The sequence below is a fragment of the Spirosoma koreense genome (assembly GCF_054777875.1).
The window spans coordinates 2,269,019-2,292,422 of record NZ_BAAHAC010000022.1; the positions used below are offsets into that span (position 1 = coordinate 2,269,019).

Sequence of the window (23,404 nt, forward strand, 5' to 3'; positions counted from 1 at the left end):
AAGCCTACTTTTTACTGCTTGCTTCGAGAACAGGGCGCGGGTCGAAAATCACTCGCAGCGACGCTACTTTACCACTTTCCACCCGATACCAGCCGCAACCAAAGAAGGTCACCCCCGACATGGACAGGTCGTAGAACAGGCAGACATCGTCGCCCTCCGCGATCACTTTCCTGACCGCGTATTTCAACTTCATCTTTTTCATGTCTCCGAAGTAGGCATCGGCCCCGTCGCGCGAGCCAAGTACGCCCACAAAAGTCATGTCATCATTTGCCAGCCGGCGGCCCGCGTCGAAATCTTCGGCGTTCAGGGCATCGACAAAGGCGAGTACGATATCCTTTGCCTCATTGATGGGCGTTGTCGAAAGGTTAGTTTTTTCCATGTCTGTGCTTCATTGGTGAATGAACCAGCCGATTGGCGGCTCAACCAAATTGGATCGAAAAAACAACCTGATCCGGGGCTTAAAGTTTTAGGTGAACTAAATGAATCGATTACTACGGAATACGCTGGTGATGGCGGGACTGCTGGCTGGCCTGGCCCTCGCTAGTGGGTATGCGCAACGAACGGGTCAGCTAACCGTTACCGTTCGGGATGCCGCAACCGGCAAACCGACGCCCGTTCGGGTCCGGCTCACCCGTTCGGGTAAACCGGTCCGGGTGGCGCCAGCCGAGGCCATTGCCGTTATGTACGGGCTGTGGGACCATGCCGATGGCTACGCCTTTCAGCCCGACAGTTCGTTTTATATTTCGGGTCTGTTCAGCCTGACCCTGGCGCCTGGTACTTACCAGCTGGAGTTGTCGAAAGGTAACGAGTACATCCGGCAGCAGCACCGCCTGACCATTCGGCCCGGACAGGCGCTTCGTCCCGTCTATAAACTCCGGCGCTGGATCGACATGGCCGCCCGAAACTGGTACTCCGCCGATGGGCACATTCACATCCGGCGGTCACCGGGTGAGAACCAGCCGTTGCTCAACTGGATGCAGGCTGAGGATGTAAACGTCGGGGTGCTGCTGAAAATGGGCGATTTCTGGGAAACCTATTATCCCCAATACGCTTTTGGGAAACCCGGAATCTACGGCCAGAACAACTACGCGCTGGTTTCCGGCCAGGAAGATCCCCGGACGCCCGAAGTAGGGCATGCCGTAGGTATCGGGGCGTCGGCTTCCGTACGGTTTGGCCAGAACTACTATTATTACGACAACGTGTTCGACGAACTGCACCGGCGGGGTGGCCTCACGGGCTATGCGCACCAGGCTGAATCTTTCCATGGATACCGGGGACTTACGCTCGATGGGCTGCGCGGCAAGGTGGATATGCTCGAAATTCTTCAGTACTGCGTGTCGCCCCAGCCACTTCGCACGCAGCATTATTACCACATGCTGGACCTGGGCTTTCGGCTGACCGCTACGGCGGGCTCCGATTTCCCCTGGTGCGGTCACGATCATGACCATGGCCCGCCCGAGCACTCGGCCCAGATTGGCAACGCCCGTTTTTATACGTATCTGCACGGACCCTTTAGTCCTTCGGCCTGGCAGGCCGGGGTGACCGCCGGCCATACGTTTGTGACCAGCGGACCTATACTGGATTTTCGGGTGAACAACGCGTTGCCGGGCGATCAGTTGAATCTGAAAAAAGGCGATTCGCTAACCCTCGTTGCCCACGCCTACGGACAGGCTGCGCAGACTCCGCTGGAAGCACTCGAACTCGTCGCACACGGTCGGGTACTCGCGCGCGTAACCCGGCAGGAATCGGGCCAGTCGGCGAGCCATCTGACGATTCGCCTGGCTATCGCTTCCGTCGAGGCAGGGATGTGGATTGCTGCCCGCTGTTCCGGCGGTGCTGCTCAGGCGGCTCACACTACTCCCGTGTACGTAACCATCGACGGTGGAGGTTTTCAGAACCCCGAAACCGTCGGGCATTATCTGGCGCTCAGCGAAGCCTACCTTCAGGAGTTGGAACAGGAGCTGGAAACCCACCGCGATAATCCGGAGTTTCAAGCCTGGCACTACAAAAAAGGCCTAAAAAGCCGCATCGACGAAACCCGGCAGGTAATCGCTGAGCTGAAGAACCGGTTCGGTAAACAGTAGCCATTGCGCATATCGGCTCAGAGAAAAGCTACTTGCTGGGCAACGACTTTACGGCGACTTCCTTAAAGTACACAACGTCCTGATCGCCGTGATTCTGTAAACCAATGTACCCCGCCAGTGGGCGCCGACCCCGATAAGGTTCGAAGTCGAACTTCCGTGCCGGAACCGGATCGCCTTCCCGGTAGTCGGTCACCTTAATGCCGTTTACCGAAACGGTGGTTCGCGGCCCGTCCAGGGTGATATCCATCGTGTTCCATTGCGGCCCTGGTTTACCCGGTTTACTGAGGGGTTTGGTTAGCGAATACAAGGTTCCGGTCAGGTGGTAGTCATCCTCGTGCGAGGTTTCGGGATGGTTGTCGATCTGCACTTCATAGCCATAATGCACCGGCATCCACTCTTCGAACGGCTCGATGGGAATTCGGATAAACACACCCGAGTTGCTGTTTGCTTTCTGCATGCGGTACACTACATGGATGACGCAGTTGCTGAACGTTTCTTTTGTCCAGTAAAGCAATCCCAAGCCACCCCGCCCCCGGATGAGGCCATTTTCGACAACCATGCTTCCCTTCCCTACGTGTTTCCACCCGGTCAGATCTTTCCCGTTGAAAAGCTGACGCCAGCCCGCACCCTTAGTCGGCTGAATAGACTGAGCGACAGCGGGTACAGGGCCGGTACTACTGAAAGCCAGCAGACAAAGGCCGGCCACCCCGCTTTTTACGAATCGGTTTTTCATAGTGATACCAACAGAGCTTTTAGCCGGTAATCTACTGTCAGGTGTGTAGCCCGATCGGTAGATTACCGGCTAAAAGCCGATCGGGCGTTTCTGAATACGGGTCGATAATAATGACCTTTTAGGCGAATCTTGGTAAAGTATGTGATGGTCACCTGAATGTAAACCTGTAAATTTACCCAGCTCTGTGGCTTTTTCGTAAAGAAGCATGAATTCGACGCACCACTGATATACAGAACTCGTGAGCTGCGTAACGGTACTTGTTTCATGTTTACTTTCTATATACTATTTTCTGGTATATGTTAATAAAGCCTTGAACTATACTCAAATAAATGTGACCTTTACGTAGGTTCTACGTGCCGATAAACTACCCTTCCTATAAAAAACCATGATTACTAATCCAATCCAGCCACCTTCCATCCTGATCGTAGAGGATGAAGTAATCCTGGCACTGGATCTATGCCTTCAGCTCGAAAATCAGGGGTATACCATTGCTGGCACGGCTACTACCGGCCGGCAGGCTTTGGCGCTTCACCAGCAGCAACAGGCCGACATTGTCATTTGCGACATCAACCTTCGGGGCGACTGGTCGGGAATCGAAACCGCCCGACAACTGGTTGCGTTTAATCCCGTTCCCATCATCTACCTGTCGGCCATGACGGATCGGTCGACGCTGGAGCAGGCGAAAGTAACAAAACCAGCCGCTTATCTGATCAAACCCGTAACCAGCGACAACCTGCGGATTGCCATCGAAATTGCCCTGAGCAACTTCGCTTATTCGACAGAAATCGAAAAAGCCGTGATACCCCGCGAGCCTGTGACGATCCCGATAAGCACCAGCCCCGCTACCAACAGCCGCGAAGGCGAAGCGATCTTACAGGTTGGCGATTATATTTTTATCAAGCAGAATTATCAGTTCGTTCGGTTGCATCAGGCCGAGATTCTGTATGCCGAAGCGGAGGATAAGTACACTACCCTGGTAACCACTACGCGCAAATTCGTACTGCGCCTGTCGCTGGTCGTGCTGTTGCAGCGTCTGATGGATATGACACTGGTGCGGGTGCATCGCTCCTATGCCGTCAATCTGGAAAAAGTAGAGTCATTCAACGATTACGAGATTCAGATCAATGGGCAGACGCTGCCTCTGGGCCGGGTATATAAAGATGAGTTTCTGCGTAACTTTCGGGTACGCTGAATACCGATAAATGTGCTTACACCCAAAAGTTAGCTGTTAACTACTTTTTAGCGACCGTTCACGATATATTGTCTTTACATTAAATCAGAAACGCTTAGTTTTGACTAAAGCAAAGATAAACGTCCCGGCTATGACCTTATTCTACTTTACTGGCACTATCTACAGGAGTAGCCCTCCGCTATTTCATCGGCTGGTTATACCGGACCGGGGTTGACCTGCCGAGCGGGCAGACGCCCCAGGCGGAGCGATGCCCTCATTTATTCAAGCTTATCTTTCATCAATCTAACCGGCATCGGTCCGGCTATAAACTGTCGGTTCAGGCAATTTCGTCGGGATCGGCGTTGTGAACAACTGTGTGCTATCCAGGTTGGCGTACCGCTTTCCTGATTTGCCTGATCTTGTTTTATTTACTCAGTATGAAGAGAATAGCATGTAGGTGCATTCGTTTGTTGACGATTGGGTTGATCCTGAGTGGCTCGCAGCAGGCCATGGCCCAGCGTACTCAAATCAAGGGATTTGTGGATGTGCTGTCTTATTATCAGGGCAATAAAGTAAACTTCGGTTTGGGTGAGCAGGATTTATTCATCACTTCGGAACTGAACGAGCGCCTGTCGTTTCTGGGCGAAACGGTTTTTAAGTATTCGCCCGATTCCCCGACCCTGTTCGATATCAGTATCGAACGGATCATCATGAAATACAACTACGCCGGTAACCACAACGTGCTGATCGGTAAACACCACACGCCTGTCAACTACTGGAACGACACGTATCACCACGGCCGGGTGTTCTTCCCGACCATCGAACGACCGCTGGTTTTTTCGGAAGGGCTTATTCCGCTACACACCACGGGCGTTAGCCTGCAGGGCCAGAACCTGGGCACCCTGCGCTTCGGTTACGATCTGATGGTCGGTAACGGACTGGGTTCGGGCGATCTGGCCGATAATGACGGGTATAAATCCCTGACGGCAGCCGTTCACATCAAACCCGTCGATGGCATGCGGATCGGGGCATCGTTTTATAACGATGTCATCTCGAAAGGAACCGCAGTGCATAACCATGGGGGCGGCAGCAGCAACCCCAGTATGGCACGGATCAACCAGAATCTGATGACGGCCTCGTTTGCGTATTTCGGTAAGAAGTATGAACTGCTGGTCGAGAGTACCATGGCCGTCAACAAATCCGATTCGCTGGGGACGCAGAATACGGTGGGTACATATGCCTACGCCGGCTACCGACTGACCGAAAAGTTTATTCCTTACGTTCGGTTCGATGACATTCAATATAAAAATAAAGAAGTTTATTTTCAGAATGACAATGCACAATCGATTATCGGCGGATTACGCTATGAAATCAATTACCTGGCCGTGGTAAAACTGGAGTATCAGCACACCACAAATCAGTTATCTCAGGTAGCCGATAAAGTAACGTTTCAGATAGCGGTAGGTTTTTAAATTAATTAATTACGTTTATGAATTGGGTGTGTCGATTTATTTTTTGCCTAGCTATATTTCTTTTGTTGATGGAAGTACCGGCCAGATCGCAGGATGTGAATCTGGTCGTCATCGCTAACGGAAATGGGGTGCCTTCTGAAATGAAAATGGCGCAGCTCAAATCGGCCATGCGGGGTGAAAAACAACGCTGGTCCGATGGGAGCAAAGTGATTATTGCGCTCATGAAAACCAATACGCCCATTGGTATGAATACGAGTAAGAAGGTGTATAACATGACGCCCGATGAATTGAATAAATATTGGCTGGCTTTAGTATTTCAGGGCAAGGCCGATGCGCCTAACTTTTTCAATACCGAAACCGAACTCGAAGATTTTATTGCGCAGACCAGAGGAGCTATTGGGGTAGTTAGTCAGGCCCCGGCCGCTGCCAAAGCCATTACCGTCGACGGGAGAAAAGTTTTATAGAAAAACCTTCTTTTCAGTAATGCATTAGTTGATGCTAGATAAAATAAAATTGTTTAATAAGGCACCTATTTTTCAAAATGGGTTGTCCGTACGTCTGACAGTAAAAACCAAGATCTGGATGACGGTTATTACTATCGTACTCCTTTTTTCGTTTTTTGTTCTTTTTTATCTGCCCGCCATCCAGGAGCAGTACCTGCTGAGTAATTTTAATAAAGAAGTGCAGAACCACGCCAATACCGTTGCATTGGGTGTAAAAATTGCCATGACTGAACAGAATTTCGAAGGCGTTAAAACCGCCATGGATTTTGTGAAGAAAGACCCTCAGTTAGTGTATGTTAGCTTACTGCAGGTCGATACGAGCTGGAATGAAACACACACGAAATTTACCGTTAAGAAAACCGTTTTTCGAACCTATCCCGAAGATGAAAAAATAAATCTGGATGCCACTTCCGACGATTCGACGGTTGTAAAAAGAGCCGCGTTCAGTACGCCGATGATGAAAGGAGAAATTTTGCTGGCGGCTTCGACAAGCGAAATTATCCAAAGCAAAAAACAGATTCGGATAACATCGCTGTTATTCAGCTTTCTGGTTTTTACCATCGGAATTGTTATTGGATTTGGATTAGCCAGAAATATTTCCGTTCCCGTGCTGGAATTACGGGATGCGGCAACGAAAGTTGGACATGGTGATCTCACCCAGCGGGTGGTCAGTAAATCGCGGGACGAAATCGGGGAACTGGGTATTGCTTTCAATAAAATGGTCACCGATTTATCGAAGGCTCGACAGGAGGTAGAAGAGCGTACGAACGAATTGATTCTGGAAAAGAAAAAATCGGATGACCTGCTGATCGATTTACAAAAAACCCTTACCGATCTGGAAGAAACGCAGGAACAACTGATTCGTCAGGAAAAATTGGCGTCGATTGGTCAGCTTACCAAAGGGCTTGTCGACCGATTGCTCAATCCGCTGAATTATATAAATAATTTTGCGGCTATATCGAAAGATTTTCTGAAAGAAAGCAAAGAATTGATGGCGACGGAGAAATACGCATCCGACGAAACGATCAATGCCGATTTAATTCCTCTGCTCAATATGGCACAGGCCAACACCGAAAAAATAAATGAACATGGCCTGAGTTTATCGAGAATTGTCCGGAGCATGGAAAAATTATTGCAGTCGAAATCGAACAATTTTATCAAAACCAATATCAATGCTTTTATTGAGAATACATTGATAAAACATAAGAACGAAAACCAACTCAACTACCAGGGTTTACCGCTGGAGTTAGTCACGGACTTAGACAGCCGAAACTGCTCGATTAAAATTCTGCCTACCGAAATGCATACGGTCATGAGCAGCCTGCTGAACAACGCCCTGTACTCGTTACACGAAAAATATACGCTGCATCCGGATTTTAAACCCAGGATTACCATTAAGACATCCTTTCTGGAGCATGCCGTCGAAATGCGGATTGAAGACAATGGCAAGGGGATTGCCGAAAATGAACGTAAGCAACTGTTCTCGCCTTTCTTCACCACCAAACCTACTTCCAAAGGAACGGGGCTGGGTCTGTTTATCAGCCAGGACATCGTCCGGACACATCATGGCACCATCGCCGTCGATTCGCAGGAAGGGGCCTACACGGCTTTTATCATTCAATTGCCGGTTTGTTGATTAAACGGCAAGTAGTTTGCCTTGTTTTCCGGCGTTCTGTTACCCTCAAATTATCCCGCTGTTTTTCACACCCAAAAGATGGTCGTTGGCACCGTGGTTTACGTCGTTTACTGCTTATTCTCCCCAGGTGGCCTGCTCATTGACTACTTTTAAACATGTTTTCAGCGCTTCTACCGCACCATCCATCAACCCGACGGCTCTGCAATGAGCACCAGGTAATGTTATAAACGAAGTAATCAAGTTCCGTTGGCATCCGCTGAACCGGAGTGCCGGCCTGTAGCGTACAATTCCTTTCTCTTTTTTATCCTTAAACAAGTTAATTACATGTCAAAGAAAATTCTGGCTATCCTTTCTGAGTATGGATACTGGGGAATTGAATTAGTCGGACCTTTAACCAAGCTGGAAGAGGCTGGCTACGTAGTTGAGTTTATGACGCCCACCGGCAAGAAAGCGGAGGCTCTTCCCCCCAGCTACGATACGACGTATATGGACCCACCGTTAGGTGTCTGCGTAACTACGCCCCAGGCTGCCGAAATGGTAAAGGCGTTTGAAGCGACCAACCGGCTGGAAGAACGGCGCAACATGTCTGAAGTCGTGCCGGAGCGGCCTTATTTTTCGGTCCCCGACTTTCTGCGCACCTTCGAGAAATACTTTAGTGATCTGAAAGTAGCTCAGGAAGAGCTGACCAACGAGTATGCAGCTTTACTGCTGGTGGGCGGAAGCGGTCCCATCATCGACATGGTGAATAACCAGCGCGTTCACGATATCATCCTGGCCTTCTACAAGAAAAATATGCCCATCGGCGCGATCTGCTACGGTGTGGCTCCGCTGGTTTTCGCCCGCGACTTCAACGAGCGCCGATCCATCATCAAAGGCAAACACGTCACGGGCCACTGCATCGAATACGATTACCACGATGGCACGGGCTTTTTGCACACCGACCTGAACATGGGGCCACCGCCTTATGTGCTGGAATACATCCTCACCGACGCCGTCGGGCCTGAAGGGCAATATCACGGTAACTTCGGAAAAGAAACGTCTGTGATTGTCGATTATCCGTTTATTACGGCCCGGTCGCTGCAATGTTCATTTGAATTTGGCGACCAGTTTGTCAACGTTCTGGATAATGGCCTGAAGCGCTATGGCTGGTAAAACCGGAAATCAGAAAATCATCGAGCAGTTTCTGACCGACGGGATGAACCATATGTTCGGGAATCCGGGCACCGTTGAACAGGGTTTCCTGGACGCGGTGGCCGAATATCCCGACATGAAGTACATCCTGACGTTGCAGGAGTCGGTAGCCGTGATGATGGCCGACGGCTATGCCCGCACGACCCAGAAACCCACGATCGTACAGCTGCACAGCTCGCCCGGTATCGGCAACGCGGTGGGAGCGTTGTATCAGGCCAAACGCGGCCACGCTCCCCTGGTTGTGATTGGGTCAGACGCTGGGTTGCAGTACATGAACATGGACTCGCAGATGGCCAACGATCTGGTCGCCATGATGGCGCCGGTCACGAAGTATGCGACCATGGTGCTTCACCCGAAGTCGCTGCTGAGAACCCTGCGCCGGGCCATCAAAATCGCGTCTACACCTCCCATGGGACCCGTGTATGTCTGTATGCCGATGGATGTACTCGACGCTGAAAACGATGAACCCGTCGTGCCGACGAGTTTCCCCTCGACACGCGTTGCCCCCGCTCCCGAAGCGGTCGACGAGGCTGCTGCCTGGCTGGTCGCTTCCGACAAGCCAACCATTTTTGCGGGCGATGGCGTTGCCTATTCCGGCGCTAACAGCGAACTGGAAAAAGTAGCGGAACTGCTGGGTGCAGAGGTGTATGGCGTTGAATTTGGCGACATTTTCATGGATAATACACATCCGCTCTACAAGGGAACGACTGGCCACATGTTCGGCGATTACAGTTACCCCATCACCAGTCAGAGCGATGTCAACCTGGTCGTCGGAACGTATATGGTGCCCGAAGTTTTTCCGCGTCTGGAAGACATTTACAAGCCGGGAGCCAAGGTCATTCACTTCGACCTGAATGCGTACGAAATCGCCAAAAACCACCACGTCGATCTGGGTGTTGTCAGCGATCCGAAGCTGTCGCTGCAGGCGCTGGCTAGTGCTATCGAAGCGATTCAGACGCCCGAGCAGAAAGCCGCAGCTGCCAGTCGGCTGGAGGCCGCCCGCGCGGCCAAAGCCGAAACCGCAGCCAAACCCGTAGACGTGGCCGCCGAAGGCCAGCGCCTGAAAATGGGGCAGTTTGCCGACGTGCTGGCGAAGCATGTTCCACAGGACGTCATTATCTTCGATGAAGCCCTGACCAGCTCCGGAGCCGTTCAGAAATCCATTCCACCCCGCCTGCCGGGTTCTTATTTCATTACCCGCGGAGGGTCGCTGGGCGTTGGTTTTCCCGGCGCGATTGGGGTAAAGCTGGCGCATCCGGACAAGACCGTCATCGGTTTTTCGGGCGATGGGGGCAGCATGTACACCATTCAGGCGCTCTGGTCGGCCGTGCGGCACAAAGCCGGAGCCAAATTCGTCGTCTGCAACAACGGCTCTTATAAGCTGCTGCAACTGAACATCGACGTGTACTGGAAAGAGCGCAGCATCGACAGCCACAACTATCCGCTCTCCTTCGACCTGTCGTACCCGGCCATCCGCTTTGATCTGCTGGCGCAGTCGATGGGAGTCGACGCCGTCCGGGTCGAACGCCCGGAAGAAATCGGCCCGGCCATTGAGCGCATGATGGCCGACGACAAACCCTTCCTGATCGATTTAGTCCTTGAGGGCAATTTCCACGCCGACTGGGTCGAAACCAACTGTTCTCAATAGAAGCATCTTCCTCTTTTTTAACCAATCTCCCTCCAAGTCATTATGTTGACCAACGAATCGATTACCAAACTGGCGAAAGACTGGTATCATATGCTCGACATCCACGTCCCGATGGTAGAGATACTGCCGTATCTGGCCGATGCTGAGCTGAAAATGATTTTTCCAGAAGCGACCGTCTACGGACACGCCGGTTTCGAAGGGTGGTATCAGCGGGTAATCCGGATTTTCTTCGATGAAGTGCATACCGTTAAAGTCGTAGAGCCGACCATCGATGGCGACAAAGCCACGGTAAAGGTTGTCGTACAGTGGGAAGCCAGTGTCTGGAATGCCCCCGAAGCTTATAGCAAGCGCATCAAACTCGATGCGTACCAGACCTGGGAAGTGGCCGCTGCTGGTGACCGGATCGTCGTTACCAGCTATTCGGTCGACGAAATGAAGTACCACGAAGGATCTGCCACGCTCTAACCAGCCCACACCCATGACCAACGTACCTGATACTAAACTGGGCGCTATGTACAAAGCGCACATCCAGTTCATTCTGGATAAAAACATCGAAGCGCTGCTGGATCAGTACACCGACGATGCGCTGCTGATCAGCAGCTTTACCAAGAAACCCATTATTTACAAAGGCCGGGAAGAAATTCGGGAGCACATGCAGGGCATTCTGGGAATCGATGGACTGGAAACGGACATCGTCTTCTGGGCCGAAACCGAAGACCCCGAAACCCTGATGATTACCGAGCAGATCACGATGAAGATCGGTGATGGCGAAAGCCACATGCGTTTTGCTGATAGCTGGGTACTGCGCGACGGACAGATCGCCATTCACTTTGCCGGAATGGTACAGCATCCCGACGGCTCATTGGCCTGATCCGGTTAGACCCTTTCTCCTAAGCCCTATGAATCTGGAAATCGTTGTCAACCAAACGCCGTACCAGGCGGATGTTGAGCCGCGGCTATTACTGATCGATTTTTTGCGCGATAATGCACATCTGACCGGTACCAAGTGGGGATGCGGTTCCGGCAGTTGCGGTACCTGCACGGTACTGGTCGATGGTAAAACCACCAAAAGCTGCCAGATGCTGGCCGTTGAGGCCGAAGGGTGCGCCGTCACGACCATCGAAGGACTGGCCGATACGTCGGGGCTTCATCCTGTTCAGACGGCTTTTTGGGAGAACTTCGCGGTACAGAATGGCTTCTCGACGCCCGGCACCATCATGTCGATTGTCGAACTGCTCCAGACAAATCCGTCGCCGACCGAAGATACCATCAAACAATGGCTGCAGGGAAACCTGTCGCGTGAGACGGGTTACGAGCAGGTCGTAAAAGCGGTAAAAGAAGCCGCCGATCGGTTAGCCAGCCCGCACCCCAACGGGCAGGCACCCGCCGGCCAGGGTATCGGCGAATCGCTGAAGACCCGCAAAACCCAGGAATTATTAACGGGCGACGCCAAATTCATTGCCGATATGGCGATGCCGAATATGGCCCATGCGGCTATTCTGCAAAGTCCGCACGCGCACGCCCTGATCCGGTCGATCGACACGTCGGAAGCCGAAGCCATGCCGGGCGTGATCCGGGTATTTACGGCGAAAGATACCGAGCAGGTCATGCCTATGCCTGTTATCTGGATTCCGCCGTATACTGAAAGTCATTTTCTGCCGCATCCGTCGGGCATCGTGCCGGGTTCGCACCGCGTTTTTGCCACGGATAAAGTTCGGTTTGCGGGCGATCAGCTGGCCGCCGTTGTGGCCGAAACCCGGCAGCAGGCCTACGATGCGCTGGCGAAGATCAACGTCGATTACGAGACACTTCCCGTTGTTCTGGATGCCGAAGAAGCCCTGAAAGACGGGGCTCCGCAACTGCACGAAACGGTGCCCAACAACCGGATGCTGCACACGACATTTGGCGATACAGCTGCGGTCGATCAGGCCATCAGCGAGGCCGAAGTGGTGGTTGAGCAGCGCATTTACAACCAGCGAATGATGCACAACACGCTCGAAGTTCGGGGCGTGATGGGCAACTTCGATCCGCTCACGAATCAGTATACGCTCTGGACGAACACCCAGATTCCGTATCCGCACCGGCTGTTGATTTCACTGTATGTGTTAGGCATTCCGTACAACAGCCTGCGGGTCGTTGTCCCGGCGATCGGGGAGAGCAATGGCTGTAAAGGGAACCTGTATCCAGATACGCCACTGGTGCTCTGGATGGCCAAACAGGTCGGTCGGCCCGTCAAGTGGGTCGATACCCGCGAAGGTTTTTCGCGCAACACGGCTCAGTCGCGGGATCAGATTCAGTACGGAACAATTGCCGGCACGCGCGATGGCAAGATTACGGCCCTCCGCTGCCGGGCGTTCAGTAACGTAGGGGCCTACCCGGTCATCAACGCACCGGGCCAGCCTTTGCCGCTGATTGGGAAAAGCATTCCCGGCGCGTACGTCATTCCACACGCCAGCTACGAAGTCGACGTCGTTTATACGAACAAAGTACCGACGGCGCCCATGCGCGGGTCGGGTCGGGCGGAAGCAATTTTCTTCATCGAGCGGATGATCGAAATGTTTGCCCGCAAACTGAATATGGACCCGGCTGAAGTCCGTCGAATCAACATGGTTCAGCCCGATCAGTTTCCGTACGAAAACGGGCTGGGCTGGACTTACGACTCCGGTAACTACGAAAACCTGCTGAATCTGGCCCTGGAGAAAGCCCATTATGCAGACCTGCCGGCTATGAAGCTGGAAGCCAGCCTGCGCGGGAAATGGCTCGGGATGGGCATCGGGTCGTACGTAGCCGTAGCCGGAGTGGGCGTTTCGGCTAAAATGGGCGCCGAAGGGCTGATGAGCGGTACCTGGGGCAGCGCTTACATTCACGTAGCTCCATCGGGCGAAGTAGCCATCACGACGGGTGCTCAGCCCCACGGCCAGTCGCAGGATACGACCTTCGTTCAGATTGCGGCTCAGGAGCTACAGATCCCTGTCGATTACATCCTGTTGAAGCACTCCGACACTTCGAATCCGCTCTATTACGGTCAGGCCAGTTATGGCAGCCGGTCGCTGAGCGTCGAAGGAGCCGCGGTGAAGAAAGGGTGCCAGGCCATCATTCAGAAAGCGCGCGAATATGCCGCTTATCTGTTCAAGATGCCGCTGGAGATGATCGAGTACAAAGAAGGGAAAGTGATCGGTATTCCGGCTCCCGAGCAGGCGGTAATGACGCTACAACAGGTGGCGCTGATGCTGTGGTTCGGCTGGGATTTGCCCGAAGGCATGGACCCCGGTCTGGAAACCACCGCGTATTTCGAACCGAAAAATTTCAACTTTCCCTTCGGTACGCACGTCGCCATTGTCGAAATCGATCAGGAAACTTACCAGATCGACCTGAAACGATACATTGCCGCCAACGATTTTGGCGTGGTCGTCAATCCGGGTGTCGTCGACGGTCAAACGTACGGCAATATCACCCTGGGCATCGGACAGGCGCTGTCGGAAGAAGCCCGCTACGACCCCGAAACCGGGCTGGTGCTGACGACGGACCTGGATTCCTACGCGATTCCGCGCGCCAGCTGGCTTCCCGAAATCGAGCTTTACCGTACCGAAACTCCCTCGCCATCGAACCCGCTGGGGGCAAAAGGCGCCGGTGATGTCAGCAATCCGCCCGTAGCCCCGGCCATCGTCAATGCCATCTGTGATGCCTTGTCCGAGTTCGACATCGCGCACATCGATATGCCCGTGACGCCGGAAAAACTCTGGAAAATTCTCGAAGAGAAAAAAGTTTTAACCGCCTAACTGCCATGATCGGAACGAATTTCACCTACGCAGCTCCCGAATCGCTCACGGAGGCACTGGACCTGATCGAACGCCAGGGGCATCAACTGTTCACCGCCGATCAGGCGATGGTCAGCGGGCTGAAGAAAGGCATGACGGCGGTCGATACGCTGGTTAGCCTTCGGAAAGTGCCGGGTCTGGCGACGATCGAAACCGGGAATGACGAACTTCGGCTGGGCGCTTCAGTAACGTACAGCGCCCTGCTCAAAAACCCGGCGCTCGATCGGTATCCGGCGCTGGCGCAGGCCCTGGCAACCATCTCCGACCCGCACCTGCTGCATCATAGCACCGTGGGGGGGGCGTTTTACCACGGGGGGTACGTACATGCACCAGTGCTGGCGGCTCTGCTGGCGCTCGATGCCACGGCTGTTGTCCTGATGCGCGACCAGGAGACCCGGTTGCCGGTCAGTTATTTCAGCCAGGATGGTCATCGGGTGTTGGTTCCGGCGGGTGGGTTGCTCACGGGCATCGTGATCCCAGCCAGGCCTCTCGAACACAGTGCTTACCTGTCTATCGACCAACTGTCGGGCCGGCAGGCAAACCGCGGCATCGCTATCAGCTTATCCCGGTCGGGGCAGTCCATCGACCAGATTCGGTTGGTATTGGCGGGCTTTACGGAACAGCCGGTTAGCCTTGAGCGGGTAGAACAAACTCTGTCCGGCCAGTCGCTGACCCCCGATTCGATCCGTTTGGCTGTTGAGCAGCTTAGTCAGGAACACCTACCGATTCAGGCGAGTGGTCTTTCGGTCGGCTACCAGCAATATCTGGCTGGGGTTGTTTTGAAACGGGCGCTGACTGCACAAACGGAACGGGCTATCTCCTGACCACTTTTCTCTGTAATATCCTTCCTCTTCTTTTAATTAATTTATTAATGGACAATCAAGCATTCTACGAAAATCACTTAGCGCTGCTGGCCAATAAAGACGCTAACGAACTGGTCGAGCACGACTACCACGACGAGGCCGAAATGATTCTGCTGGTGGCCGAGGAACCAATCTACATAAAGGGCAAAGACGCGCTGAAAAAGCAACTGGGCGATTACATCAACTACATCTACCGGGGATTCATATCGACCGAAAAGCTGGCCATTACCGACGACAGCATTTTCCTGGAAGCGACCATCGACACGGCCAATGGCCCTTCGAAAGTATACGATGCGCTCTACATGAAAGACGGAAAAATTTATCGCCACTATTCGGGTGTCAAACCCTAGACGCCGAACTCTTTACTGACTGTCGATATGAACCCTACCCTCACAAATTCAGCTACCATCACGAAGGTCGAAAAAGGCCCGTACGTCATTCATAGTTACCTTAGTCCCGAGTCGGCAGAGATGGTCTGCACGCAGATCATCGAAACACCTGCCTCGCTGATCATCGTCGATGTGCAGCTGCTGAAAGAACAGGCGAAAGCCGCCCGGGAATACGCTGACAGCCTCGGTAAACCCATCAACAAGGTCGTTATCAGCCATTGCCACCCCGACCATTGGGCGGGTCTGGAGCTGTTTACCGACCGGCCGGTCTACGCTCTGCCCGAGACGATTGCTGAAATCGAAGGCTACGGCCAGATGATGCTCGACAGCAAGAAGCCCTCCTTCGGCGATGCCGTTACCAGCACCGTTACCGTGCCTCAGCCGCTGCCGGCCGAAAGCGAAGTGCTGGACGGCCTGACGATCGTGTACCAGAAGAATTTCGGTACCGAATCGACTTTCTCGCTGATGGTCGAGCTGCCGGAACTGAAGGTGCTGATTGCGCAGGATACGGTCTACAACGGGGTTTACCCGTACATCGGCGATGTCAACTACATCACGAAACAGCACAACTTCGACTCCTGGACCGCGCAACTGGAAGCCATCAAAGCCAAAGGGTACGACGTCATTTTTCCCGGACACGGTCTGCCTGGCGATTCCAGCCTTTGCGATACGATGATCGATACGCTCAACTTCGAACGGTCGGTGGTCGAAACAGCCACCGATGGGGAAGAGCTCAAGCGTCGGATCATGGAAAAATATCCGGACTACAAAGTGGTCGAGATGCTGAATCTGTCGGCGTTTATGCTGTATAGCAACCCCTATAATTACTAACTCTTTTTTAATCAATTCCGTCAATCCATTTAATTTTTTTGCAGATCATGAGCAAGAAAGTATTAATACTCGCTTCGAACGTAGGGCTGTGGGGTGAAGAATTACAGGCACCCTGGGACGCCCTAAGAAAAGCAGGTTTCGAAGTAACCCTGGCGACGCCCAAAGGACTGACTCCGCTGCCCCTCGAACTCAGCATGAGCAAGGAGTTTGTCGATCCTATGCAGAACTACAACGTGAACCCCGGCGAAGTGGTTGACCGTATCAACGAGATCCTGGATTCGGGTGAGTGGGATACGCCGATCAAAGTCGAAGAGGCTAACATGGCCGACTACGATGCCCTGGTGCTGGTGGGTGGTCCTGGTTCGCCCCTCGATATTGTCGGAAATCCCTATGTCCACCAGCTTTGCGTCGACGCCTTTAACCAGGAGAAAATACTGGGAGCGCTCTGCTATGCCGTGGGCGCTTTCGTCTGGGCACGCGACAACGATACGCTGCACCGCCCGATCATTTACGGCAAGAAAATCGTTGCTCACCCCCGCGCCTGGGATTTTACGGGTCCCATGAATTACCCGCTCGTCCGGGCTACTGACGAAAACAAAGGCACGGATCTGGTTACGCAGGGGTTTGTTTTCCCATTGCAGGTAATCGTCGAAGACGCCGTCGGCCCGAACGGAAAAGTATACTCCGATCCAGCAACGAACCGCGAAAAGCCACAGGTTATGTACGACCATCCGTTCGTGACGGCCCTGTCGGTTGAATCGTCGATTGCGTTCGGCGACAAATTAGTCGAAGTTCTATCCTGATTCTATTGACAGACAAACGTCAGGTACTGACCTCTATAACGACCACCATGAAACTGCAAGGCAAAAAAATCGGGGTTCTGCTGGAAAGTGATTACTTCGAAAACGAAATCTTCTATTACAAATTCCGCTTCCCCGAAGAAGGTGCCGACCTGCATTTTCTGACCCGGCTGTGGGGCAATGAGCGCATCACGTTTCATGGGCATGAATACAAGGTGCCGATGGACTGCTGGGAGAGTTTCGAGAACATGAGCGACGAAGAACTACGGAGCTACGACGCCATCATCGTGCCTTCGGGCATGGTCTCGGACCGGCTGCGCTATACCGAAGATGTGACCAAAACTCCACCCGCTACCGAATTTCTGAAACGGGCGTTCGCCGAGAAGTCCATCCTCAAAGGCATCATCTGCCACGGCCTGTGGCTGACGGCCCCCGCCACCGAGTTGGTCAAAGGACGGCCCCTGGTTTGCCATAACAACCTCATCGGCGATGCCAAAGCCTACGGGGCCATCTATACCAACGAAGACGTGGTGGTCGATGGCGACCTGGTAACCGGACGGTCGGGTGGCCATGCGCATTTGTTTGCTAAAAAAATCATCGAGCTTCTATCCACACCTTAATTTTTAGCATCCATGGTTTTTTCGCACGTTGCCCTGTCCTGCGCCGATCCTGCCCGTACGGAACAGTTTTACAGTGAGCACTTTGGTTTCCGCCGGGCGCGGACCATCCCGCTGGGTGGAGACAACCAGATCGTTTTCCTGAAAAACGACCAGTCGGTTTACCTCGAACTGTTCCGCGCCGATGCCGATGGGCCTGGCCTGCCGGCTCCAACGGCCGATGGACCGCATTACGCCACCATTCGGCACCTGGCGTTTCAGGTCGACGACATCGAGGCCGTCATCAGTCAGATGGGCAGCGCGGCCGAGGTTACGCTGGGACCGCTGGATTTCAGCGATTTCATCCCCGGCTGGAAAACCGTCTGGGTAAAAGACCCCGACGGCAATATCGTTGAAATCAGTCAGGGCTATACCGACGAGTAGCGGCCACTGACGGCTTCGACCCAGTAAAAGAATCTCTTCCTGCATGTTAACTAAAAACCTCTAATCAATACTACATGGAAACCGATATCACATCCATTGCACCGGGTGCCGACGGAAAATCCTCCGCTACGCGAACCGCCGACATGCGGATCAACTTCACGTTTTCGGACACTATTTCGGGCTATATCGTTGAATTCATTCCCAGCGAGAAAGCCTTCATCCTGGAAACTTCCGATGGCCGGACGTTCAAGCTGTACCTGATTGCCTCGACCTACGCCCGCTCGGTCCGGAACCTCAACGAAGGCTATCAGGACGCTACCGGGGTCATGTTCGAGATGCTGTCGCAGAAAGGGCAGTATGTTCATGCCTACGGTACGTTCTACCCAGGTCTGGAAAACGAAGAGCCGGTCTTCGAAGCGCAGTGGCTGATTTTCCCCGGATCGCATCCGATGGAGTACAAACACGAAGGACAGGACTGGTGGATTCATCAGATCAGCTCCATCGCGTCGAGCTATCTCAAATGGCAGTTCAACTACCCCGAAGAGCCCATCGACTACCGCAATTACCGGACGATGCTGCACCTGGCCGGGGTAAAGCGGGGCGACTACCTGCAGGAAACCGACACCATTTCGCGGATGATCTACGGGTTTGCGTCGGCCTACATGCTCACCGGCAACGATGCGTATCTGGAAGGCGCCGAAAAAGGCACCGAGTACCTGCGCGAACACATGCGGTTCTTCGACCAGGATGCCAATCTGGTTTACTGGTACCACGGTCTGAAAGTCGATGGCGCTAAAGAAACCAAGCTGCTGACCTCCGAATTCGGCGACGACTTCTACTCGATCCCGATGTACGAACAGATTTATGCCCTGGCCGGTCCGACGCAAACGTACCGCATCACGGGGGATAAGAAGATCATGTTCGACATCGAAAAGACGATCGACCTCTTCGAAACTTACTATAAAGACAACGAACAGGAAGGCTACTTCTCGCACATCGACCCGATCGGGCTCGACCCCCGCGACGAGTCGCTGGCGCATAACCGGGCCCGCAAAAACTGGAACTCGGTTGGCGACCACGCTCCGGCGTACCTGATCAACCTGTATCTGGCCACCGGCGAACAGAAATACGCCGACTTCCTGGAATACACCTTCGACACGATCACCAAGTATTTCCCCGACTACGAGAACAGTCCGTTCGTGCAGGAGAAATTCATGGAAGACTGGAGCAAAGACCAGACCTGGGGCTGGCAGCAGAACCGGGCGGTGGTTGGTCACAACCTCAAAATTGCCTGGAACCTGATGCGGATGCAGTCGCTGAAGCCCAAGCAGGAGTACCTCGATTTCGCCAAAAGAATTGCCGAACTGATGCCGAAAGCCGGCTCCGATCAGCAGCGCGGGGGCTGGTACGACGTGGTCGAACGGGTAGAAAAACCCAACACCAAACGGCACCAGTTTGTATGGCACGACCGCAAGGCGTGGTGGCAGCAGGAGCAGGCCATTCTGGCTTACCTGATTATGCACGGTCTGCTCGACGATAAAGAGTACGAAAAACAGGCCCGCGAAGCGGCTTCATTCTACAACGCGTTCTTCCTCGATACCGACGATGGCGGGGTGTATTTCAACGTCTTCTCGAACGGGATGCCGTACCTGATGGGCACCGAACGCTTCAAAGGCAGCCACTCGATGAGCGCCTACCACAGCACCGAGCTGTGCTACCTCTCGACGGTGTACATCAACCTGCTGATTACCAAGCAGCCAACCTATTTCTACTTCAAGCCGTATCCGGATTCGTTCAAAAACAATATCCTGCACGTATCGCCGGATATCCTGCCCAAAGGCAGCGTGTACATCAGCGAATGTTTTATCAACGATGAGCCGTATACGGATTTCAACGCGCAGGAACTGACCGTGAAACTGCCCGACACGAGCGAGCAGGTACGCGTGAAGGTGCTGCTGACTCCGGTGGCCTAGTCAGTACGTTGGTCAGTCGTGCGGGGCCAGCTGCCCAGACGAAGGCCGCGATCCTGTCGCGACTGACCAACTCATAAACCTTATCACTGACTTACTAACTAAACTACATACAGGCATGAACGTAACGTCCAGCACAGTAGAAGGCATCACCGTCGTTGAAGCAACCGGGAACATCGACAGCAAAACCGCGCCCGAGTTCGAACGGACCGCCGTCGCTGCGATTCAGGGGCAAAGCAAAGTGATTATCGATCTGACCAAAGTTGAGTTTTTGTCCAGCGCTGGCCTACGGGTTCTGCTGATGATTTACCGGCAGGTGAAAGCCAAGAGCGGCAATGTGGTGCTGGTGGGCACGTCCGAAGAAATTCAGGACATCATGTCCAACACCGGCTTTTTGTCCTTTTTCATCATGGCTGACACACTCAAGGAAGGTCTCAACACCCTTAAAGCTGCCTAACGATGGTTGATAATCGAATAGACTATTACCCGACCCACGAACACGAAGGCATCAAGTTTCGCCGGGGCCATGCCTTGCCGTTTGGAGCAACGATGGTGGCCGACGGGGTGAACTTCAGTATCTTTTCCAGCACATCGACCTCCTGTACGCTGGTCCTGTTCGAACGCGGTGCCCCCCAGCCCTACGCCGAAATTCCGTTTCCCGACGAGTTCCGGATCGGGAATGTGTACTGCATGACCGTCTTTGATCTGGATTACGAACGGCTCGAATACGGCTATCGAATGGATGGCCCCTTCAATCCGGCGGCTGGCCTGCGCTTCAACAAGTCGGCTATCCTGAGCGATCCCTATGCCAAAGTAATCGGCGGGCGGGATACCTGGCTGACCAAACCCGACTGGGACAACGTATACCAGTACCGGTCGCGGCTGGCCTTCGAAGATTTCGACTGGGAGCACGATCATCCGCTCGAAACGCCCATCGAAGACCTGGTCATCTACGAAATGCACGTTCGGGGATTCACCCAGCACGAATCGGCCGGAGTAAAAAACCGTGGGACGTTCAGCGCCATCCGCTCGAAAATCCCGTACCTGAAAGAGCTCGGGGTCAACTGCGTCGAGCTGCTGCCGATCTACGAATTCGACGAGTGGGAGAACAGCCGCGAAAGTCCCACCACGGGCGAAACCCTGGTGAACTACTGGGGCTACAGCACCGTCAACTTCTTTGCACCCAAAGCGGGGTATGCCGCCACGGGTAAGTTCGGCATGCAGGTCGATGAGCTGAAGACACTCATCAAGGAACTGCACAAAAACGGTATCGAAGTAATGCTCGACGTGGTGTTCAACCACACCGCCGAGGGCGACCAGCGCGGGCCGACGATTTCCTTCCGGGGGATCGACAACCGGACGTACTACATGCTCACGCCCGAAGGGTATTATTTTAACTTCTCCGGCACGGGCAACACGCTGAACTGCAACAACCCCGTGGTGCGCAACATGGTCCTCGACTGCCTGCGCTACTGGGCGTCGGAATACCACATCGATGGGTTCCGCTTCGATCTGGCGGCTATTCTGGGCCGGGCGCAGAACGGTAGCCCGCTCAGCAACCCGCCCCTGCTCGAATCGCTGGCTTACGACCCGGTACTGGCCAAATGTAAGCTTGTTGCCGAAGCCTGGGATGCGGGTGGCCTGTATCAGGTGGGATCGTTTCCGGCCTACGGGCGCTGGGCCGAATGGAACGGGAAGTACCGCGACAGCTTGCGTAAGTTCCTCAAGAGCGATCCGGGTGAAGTGAACGGCATGATTCAGCGGGTGATGGGTTCGCCCGATCTGTACAGCCAGCGCGGTCCGACGGCCAGTATCAACTTCGTAACCTGTCATGACGGCTTTACGCTCTATGACATGTTTGCCTACAACGAAAAACACAACGAGGCCAACGGCGAAAACAACAACGACGGCGCCAACGACAACAACTCGTGGAATTGCGGCTGGGAGGGCGAAACCGAAGATCCGGCCATCAATTTCCTGCGTCATAAGCAAATCAAAAATGCCCTCGCCATACTGCTGGTCAGTCAGGGGGTACCGATGATTCTGATGGGCGACGAGGTAGGCCGGACACAGAAAGGCAATAACAACACCTATTGCCAGGACAACGAACTCAACTGGTTCAACTGGGCGCAGCTCGAATCGAACGCCGACCTGTACAACTTTGCCCGGCACATGATCCACTTCCGGCGGCAGCACCCGGTGCTGCGGAGCCAGACGTTTTTTCAGTACTGGGATTCGGTGGGTAGCGGCTTTCCCGACATTAGCTTCCACGGCACCAAAGCCTGGAACTGCGACCGGTCGCCCGGTAGCCGGTCGTTTGCCTTCATGCTCGACGGCGACCATGCTAAGCAGGGTATCGTGAAAGACGATACGGTTTACGTGGCCATGAACATGTTCTGGGAGGGACTTCATTTCGAACTGCCCGAGCTTCCGGCCGGCAAGAAATGGTACGTGTTTGCCAACACGGACATGGCGGCTCCGGCGGATATTTTCGAACCGGGTGCCGAAGACCTCCTGGCCAACCAGTCGGAGTTTCTCGTCGGTTCGCGCAGTGTCGTTATCCTGATCGGAAAGTAAAAAAGGAAGTAGGATATAGGAGGTATGAGGTAGGAAGTATGATGTAGATTGTCGGATAGGAGCAGCCTATTTTCTATATCATACATCAGATAGCTTACATCATACTTCCAATAGCCTACCTACTCTCACATTGTTCCCTCATTTTCACCTTTAAACACAAGCATTACCATGAGTTTGCACATACTGGCAGAAGCTAAAAAGATTGCTAAAATTACCCTGGCTGGCGAAATCGATTCGCTGTCGGCCCGGGAGTTTCAGAAAGAAATCGAGAAAATGGCCGCCGAGTCGCCCGATGAGCTGGTGCTGTTTGTCGAGAACCTTACTTTTATTTCGTCGGCGGGCTTACGGGTACTGATTTTTGCCAAGCAGAAGATGGGCACGAATCTGGCCATTTACATCGTCAAGCCGCAGGAGTCGGTTGTCGAAACGCTGGAGAAAACCGGCCTTCAACACAGCGTCAATATCGTGGATCAGTACCTCTAAGGTCGGACCGTTCGGGTTCGGCCCGGTGGGAGCGTATTCGCCTGACTGTGGCTCGGTTAAAGGGGAGTACTGATTAGATGAAAATACCGTTTGCGGTTTCTGGATAACGGTTTTCGGCGGGTAGCCCGCTCGATTGCCGCCATCATCCCCCAGCCTCCGTAAGAACTAGCCACAGTTTAGCGAATAGACTCCCAC

The 23,404-nt window shown here is 53.5% G+C and carries 22 protein-coding genes; 20 read left to right on the top strand and 2 right to left on the bottom strand.

Annotation, left to right across the window (positions count from 1 at the left end; genetic code table 11):
* Positions 1-4 precede the first annotated feature (4 nt).
* Positions 5-379 carry a nuclear transport factor 2 family protein gene (locus ACYVC2_RS22915; RefSeq protein WP_461106113.1) on the bottom strand — a complete coding sequence of 125 codons (375 nt, stop codon included), beginning with the start codon at positions 377-379 and terminating at the stop codon, positions 5-7.
* 100 nt (positions 380-479) lie between these two features.
* On the opposite strand from ACYVC2_RS22915, the gene ACYVC2_RS22920 reads away from it, so the two are divergent.
* On the top strand, positions 480-2,084 hold the full coding sequence (locus ACYVC2_RS22920) for a CehA/McbA family metallohydrolase (protein ID WP_461106115.1): 1,605 nt from the start codon (positions 480-482) through the stop codon (positions 2,082-2,084).
* Between the two features lie 28 nt (positions 2,085-2,112).
* On the opposite strand, the gene ACYVC2_RS22925 is transcribed toward ACYVC2_RS22920, so the two are convergent.
* Positions 2,113-2,817 (bottom strand): 3-keto-disaccharide hydrolase, encoded by a 705-nt coding sequence (locus ACYVC2_RS22925; RefSeq protein ID WP_461106117.1) that lies wholly within the window; start codon positions 2,815-2,817, stop codon positions 2,113-2,115.
* A gap of 385 nt (positions 2,818-3,202) precedes the next feature.
* Here ACYVC2_RS22925 and ACYVC2_RS22930 point away from each other — a divergent pair, with 385 nt between their 5' ends.
* The 19 genes from ACYVC2_RS22930 to ACYVC2_RS23020 all read left to right on the top strand — a co-directional run bounded on the left by ACYVC2_RS22930 (position 3,203) and on the right by ACYVC2_RS23020 (position 23,209).
* Positions 3,203-4,009, top strand: coding sequence for a response regulator (locus tag ACYVC2_RS22930; RefSeq protein ID WP_461106119.1), 807 nt, complete (start codon positions 3,203-3,205; stop codon positions 4,007-4,009).
* Between the two features lie 416 nt (positions 4,010-4,425).
* Entirely contained in the window at positions 4,426-5,460 is a 1,035-nt protein-coding gene (locus tag ACYVC2_RS22935; protein WP_461106121.1) for a hypothetical protein, read from the top strand.
* Between the two features lie 68 nt (positions 5,461-5,528).
* A complete protein-coding gene (locus ACYVC2_RS22940) occupies positions 5,529-5,924 on the top strand; it encodes a hypothetical protein (protein ID WP_461106123.1) in 396 nt (131 codons plus the stop codon).
* A 118-nt stretch (positions 5,925-6,042) separates the two neighbouring features.
* Positions 6,043-7,599, top strand: a complete 1,557-nt coding sequence (locus ACYVC2_RS22945) for a sensor histidine kinase (protein ID WP_461106125.1) — start codon at positions 6,043-6,045, stop codon at positions 7,597-7,599.
* Positions 7,600-7,923: 324 nt separating this feature from the next.
* A complete protein-coding gene (locus ACYVC2_RS22950; protein ID WP_461106127.1) occupies positions 7,924-8,751 on the top strand; it encodes a type 1 glutamine amidotransferase domain-containing protein in 828 nt (275 codons plus the stop codon).
* Positions 8,741-10,438, top strand: coding sequence for a thiamine pyrophosphate-binding protein (locus tag ACYVC2_RS22955; protein WP_461106129.1), 1,698 nt, complete (start codon positions 8,741-8,743; stop codon positions 10,436-10,438). Before ACYVC2_RS22950 ends, ACYVC2_RS22955 begins: the two co-directional genes overlap by 11 nt.
* Before the next feature lie 42 nt (positions 10,439-10,480).
* On the top strand, positions 10,481-10,903 hold the full coding sequence (locus ACYVC2_RS22960) for a hypothetical protein (RefSeq protein WP_461106131.1): 423 nt from the start codon (positions 10,481-10,483) through the stop codon (positions 10,901-10,903).
* Positions 10,904-10,916: 13 nt separating this feature from the next.
* Positions 10,917-11,309, top strand: coding sequence for a nuclear transport factor 2 family protein (locus ACYVC2_RS22965; protein WP_461106133.1), 393 nt, complete (start codon positions 10,917-10,919; stop codon positions 11,307-11,309).
* Between the two features lie 28 nt (positions 11,310-11,337).
* Complete coding sequence (locus ACYVC2_RS22970; protein WP_461106135.1) at positions 11,338-14,217, top strand: molybdopterin-dependent oxidoreductase; 2,880 nt, start codon at positions 11,338-11,340, stop codon at positions 14,215-14,217.
* Between the two features lie 5 nt (positions 14,218-14,222).
* On the top strand, positions 14,223-15,080 hold the full coding sequence (locus ACYVC2_RS22975) for an FAD binding domain-containing protein (protein WP_461106137.1): 858 nt from the start codon (positions 14,223-14,225) through the stop codon (positions 15,078-15,080).
* A gap of 47 nt (positions 15,081-15,127) precedes the next feature.
* Complete coding sequence (locus ACYVC2_RS22980) at positions 15,128-15,469, top strand: hypothetical protein (protein ID WP_461106139.1); 342 nt, start codon at positions 15,128-15,130, stop codon at positions 15,467-15,469.
* 27 nt (positions 15,470-15,496) lie between these two features.
* Positions 15,497-16,339 carry an MBL fold metallo-hydrolase gene (locus ACYVC2_RS22985; RefSeq protein WP_461106141.1) on the top strand — a complete coding sequence of 281 codons (843 nt, stop codon included), beginning with the start codon at positions 15,497-15,499 and terminating at the stop codon, positions 16,337-16,339.
* A 47-nt stretch (positions 16,340-16,386) separates the two neighbouring features.
* A complete protein-coding gene (locus ACYVC2_RS22990) occupies positions 16,387-17,142 on the top strand; it encodes a DJ-1/PfpI family protein (protein ID WP_461106143.1) in 756 nt (251 codons plus the stop codon).
* Between the two features lie 47 nt (positions 17,143-17,189).
* A complete protein-coding gene (locus ACYVC2_RS22995; RefSeq protein ID WP_461106145.1) occupies positions 17,190-17,759 on the top strand; it encodes a DJ-1/PfpI family protein in 570 nt (189 codons plus the stop codon).
* A gap of 12 nt (positions 17,760-17,771) precedes the next feature.
* Complete coding sequence (locus ACYVC2_RS23000) at positions 17,772-18,179, top strand: VOC family protein (protein ID WP_461106147.1); 408 nt, start codon at positions 17,772-17,774, stop codon at positions 18,177-18,179.
* A gap of 74 nt (positions 18,180-18,253) precedes the next feature.
* Positions 18,254-20,152, top strand: coding sequence for an AGE family epimerase/isomerase (locus ACYVC2_RS23005; protein ID WP_461106149.1), 1,899 nt, complete (start codon positions 18,254-18,256; stop codon positions 20,150-20,152).
* Between the two features lie 115 nt (positions 20,153-20,267).
* Complete coding sequence (locus ACYVC2_RS23010) at positions 20,268-20,606, top strand: STAS domain-containing protein (RefSeq protein WP_461106151.1); 339 nt, start codon at positions 20,268-20,270, stop codon at positions 20,604-20,606.
* A gap of 2 nt (positions 20,607-20,608) precedes the next feature.
* Positions 20,609-22,726: a glycogen debranching protein GlgX gene (glgX, locus tag ACYVC2_RS23015; RefSeq protein ID WP_461106153.1), complete on the top strand. Its 2,118-nt coding sequence runs from the start codon at positions 20,609-20,611 to the stop codon at positions 22,724-22,726.
* A gap of 168 nt (positions 22,727-22,894) precedes the next feature.
* Positions 22,895-23,209 (top strand): STAS domain-containing protein, encoded by a 315-nt coding sequence (locus ACYVC2_RS23020; protein WP_461106155.1) that lies wholly within the window; start codon positions 22,895-22,897, stop codon positions 23,207-23,209.
* Positions 23,210-23,404: the final 195 nt, after the last annotated feature.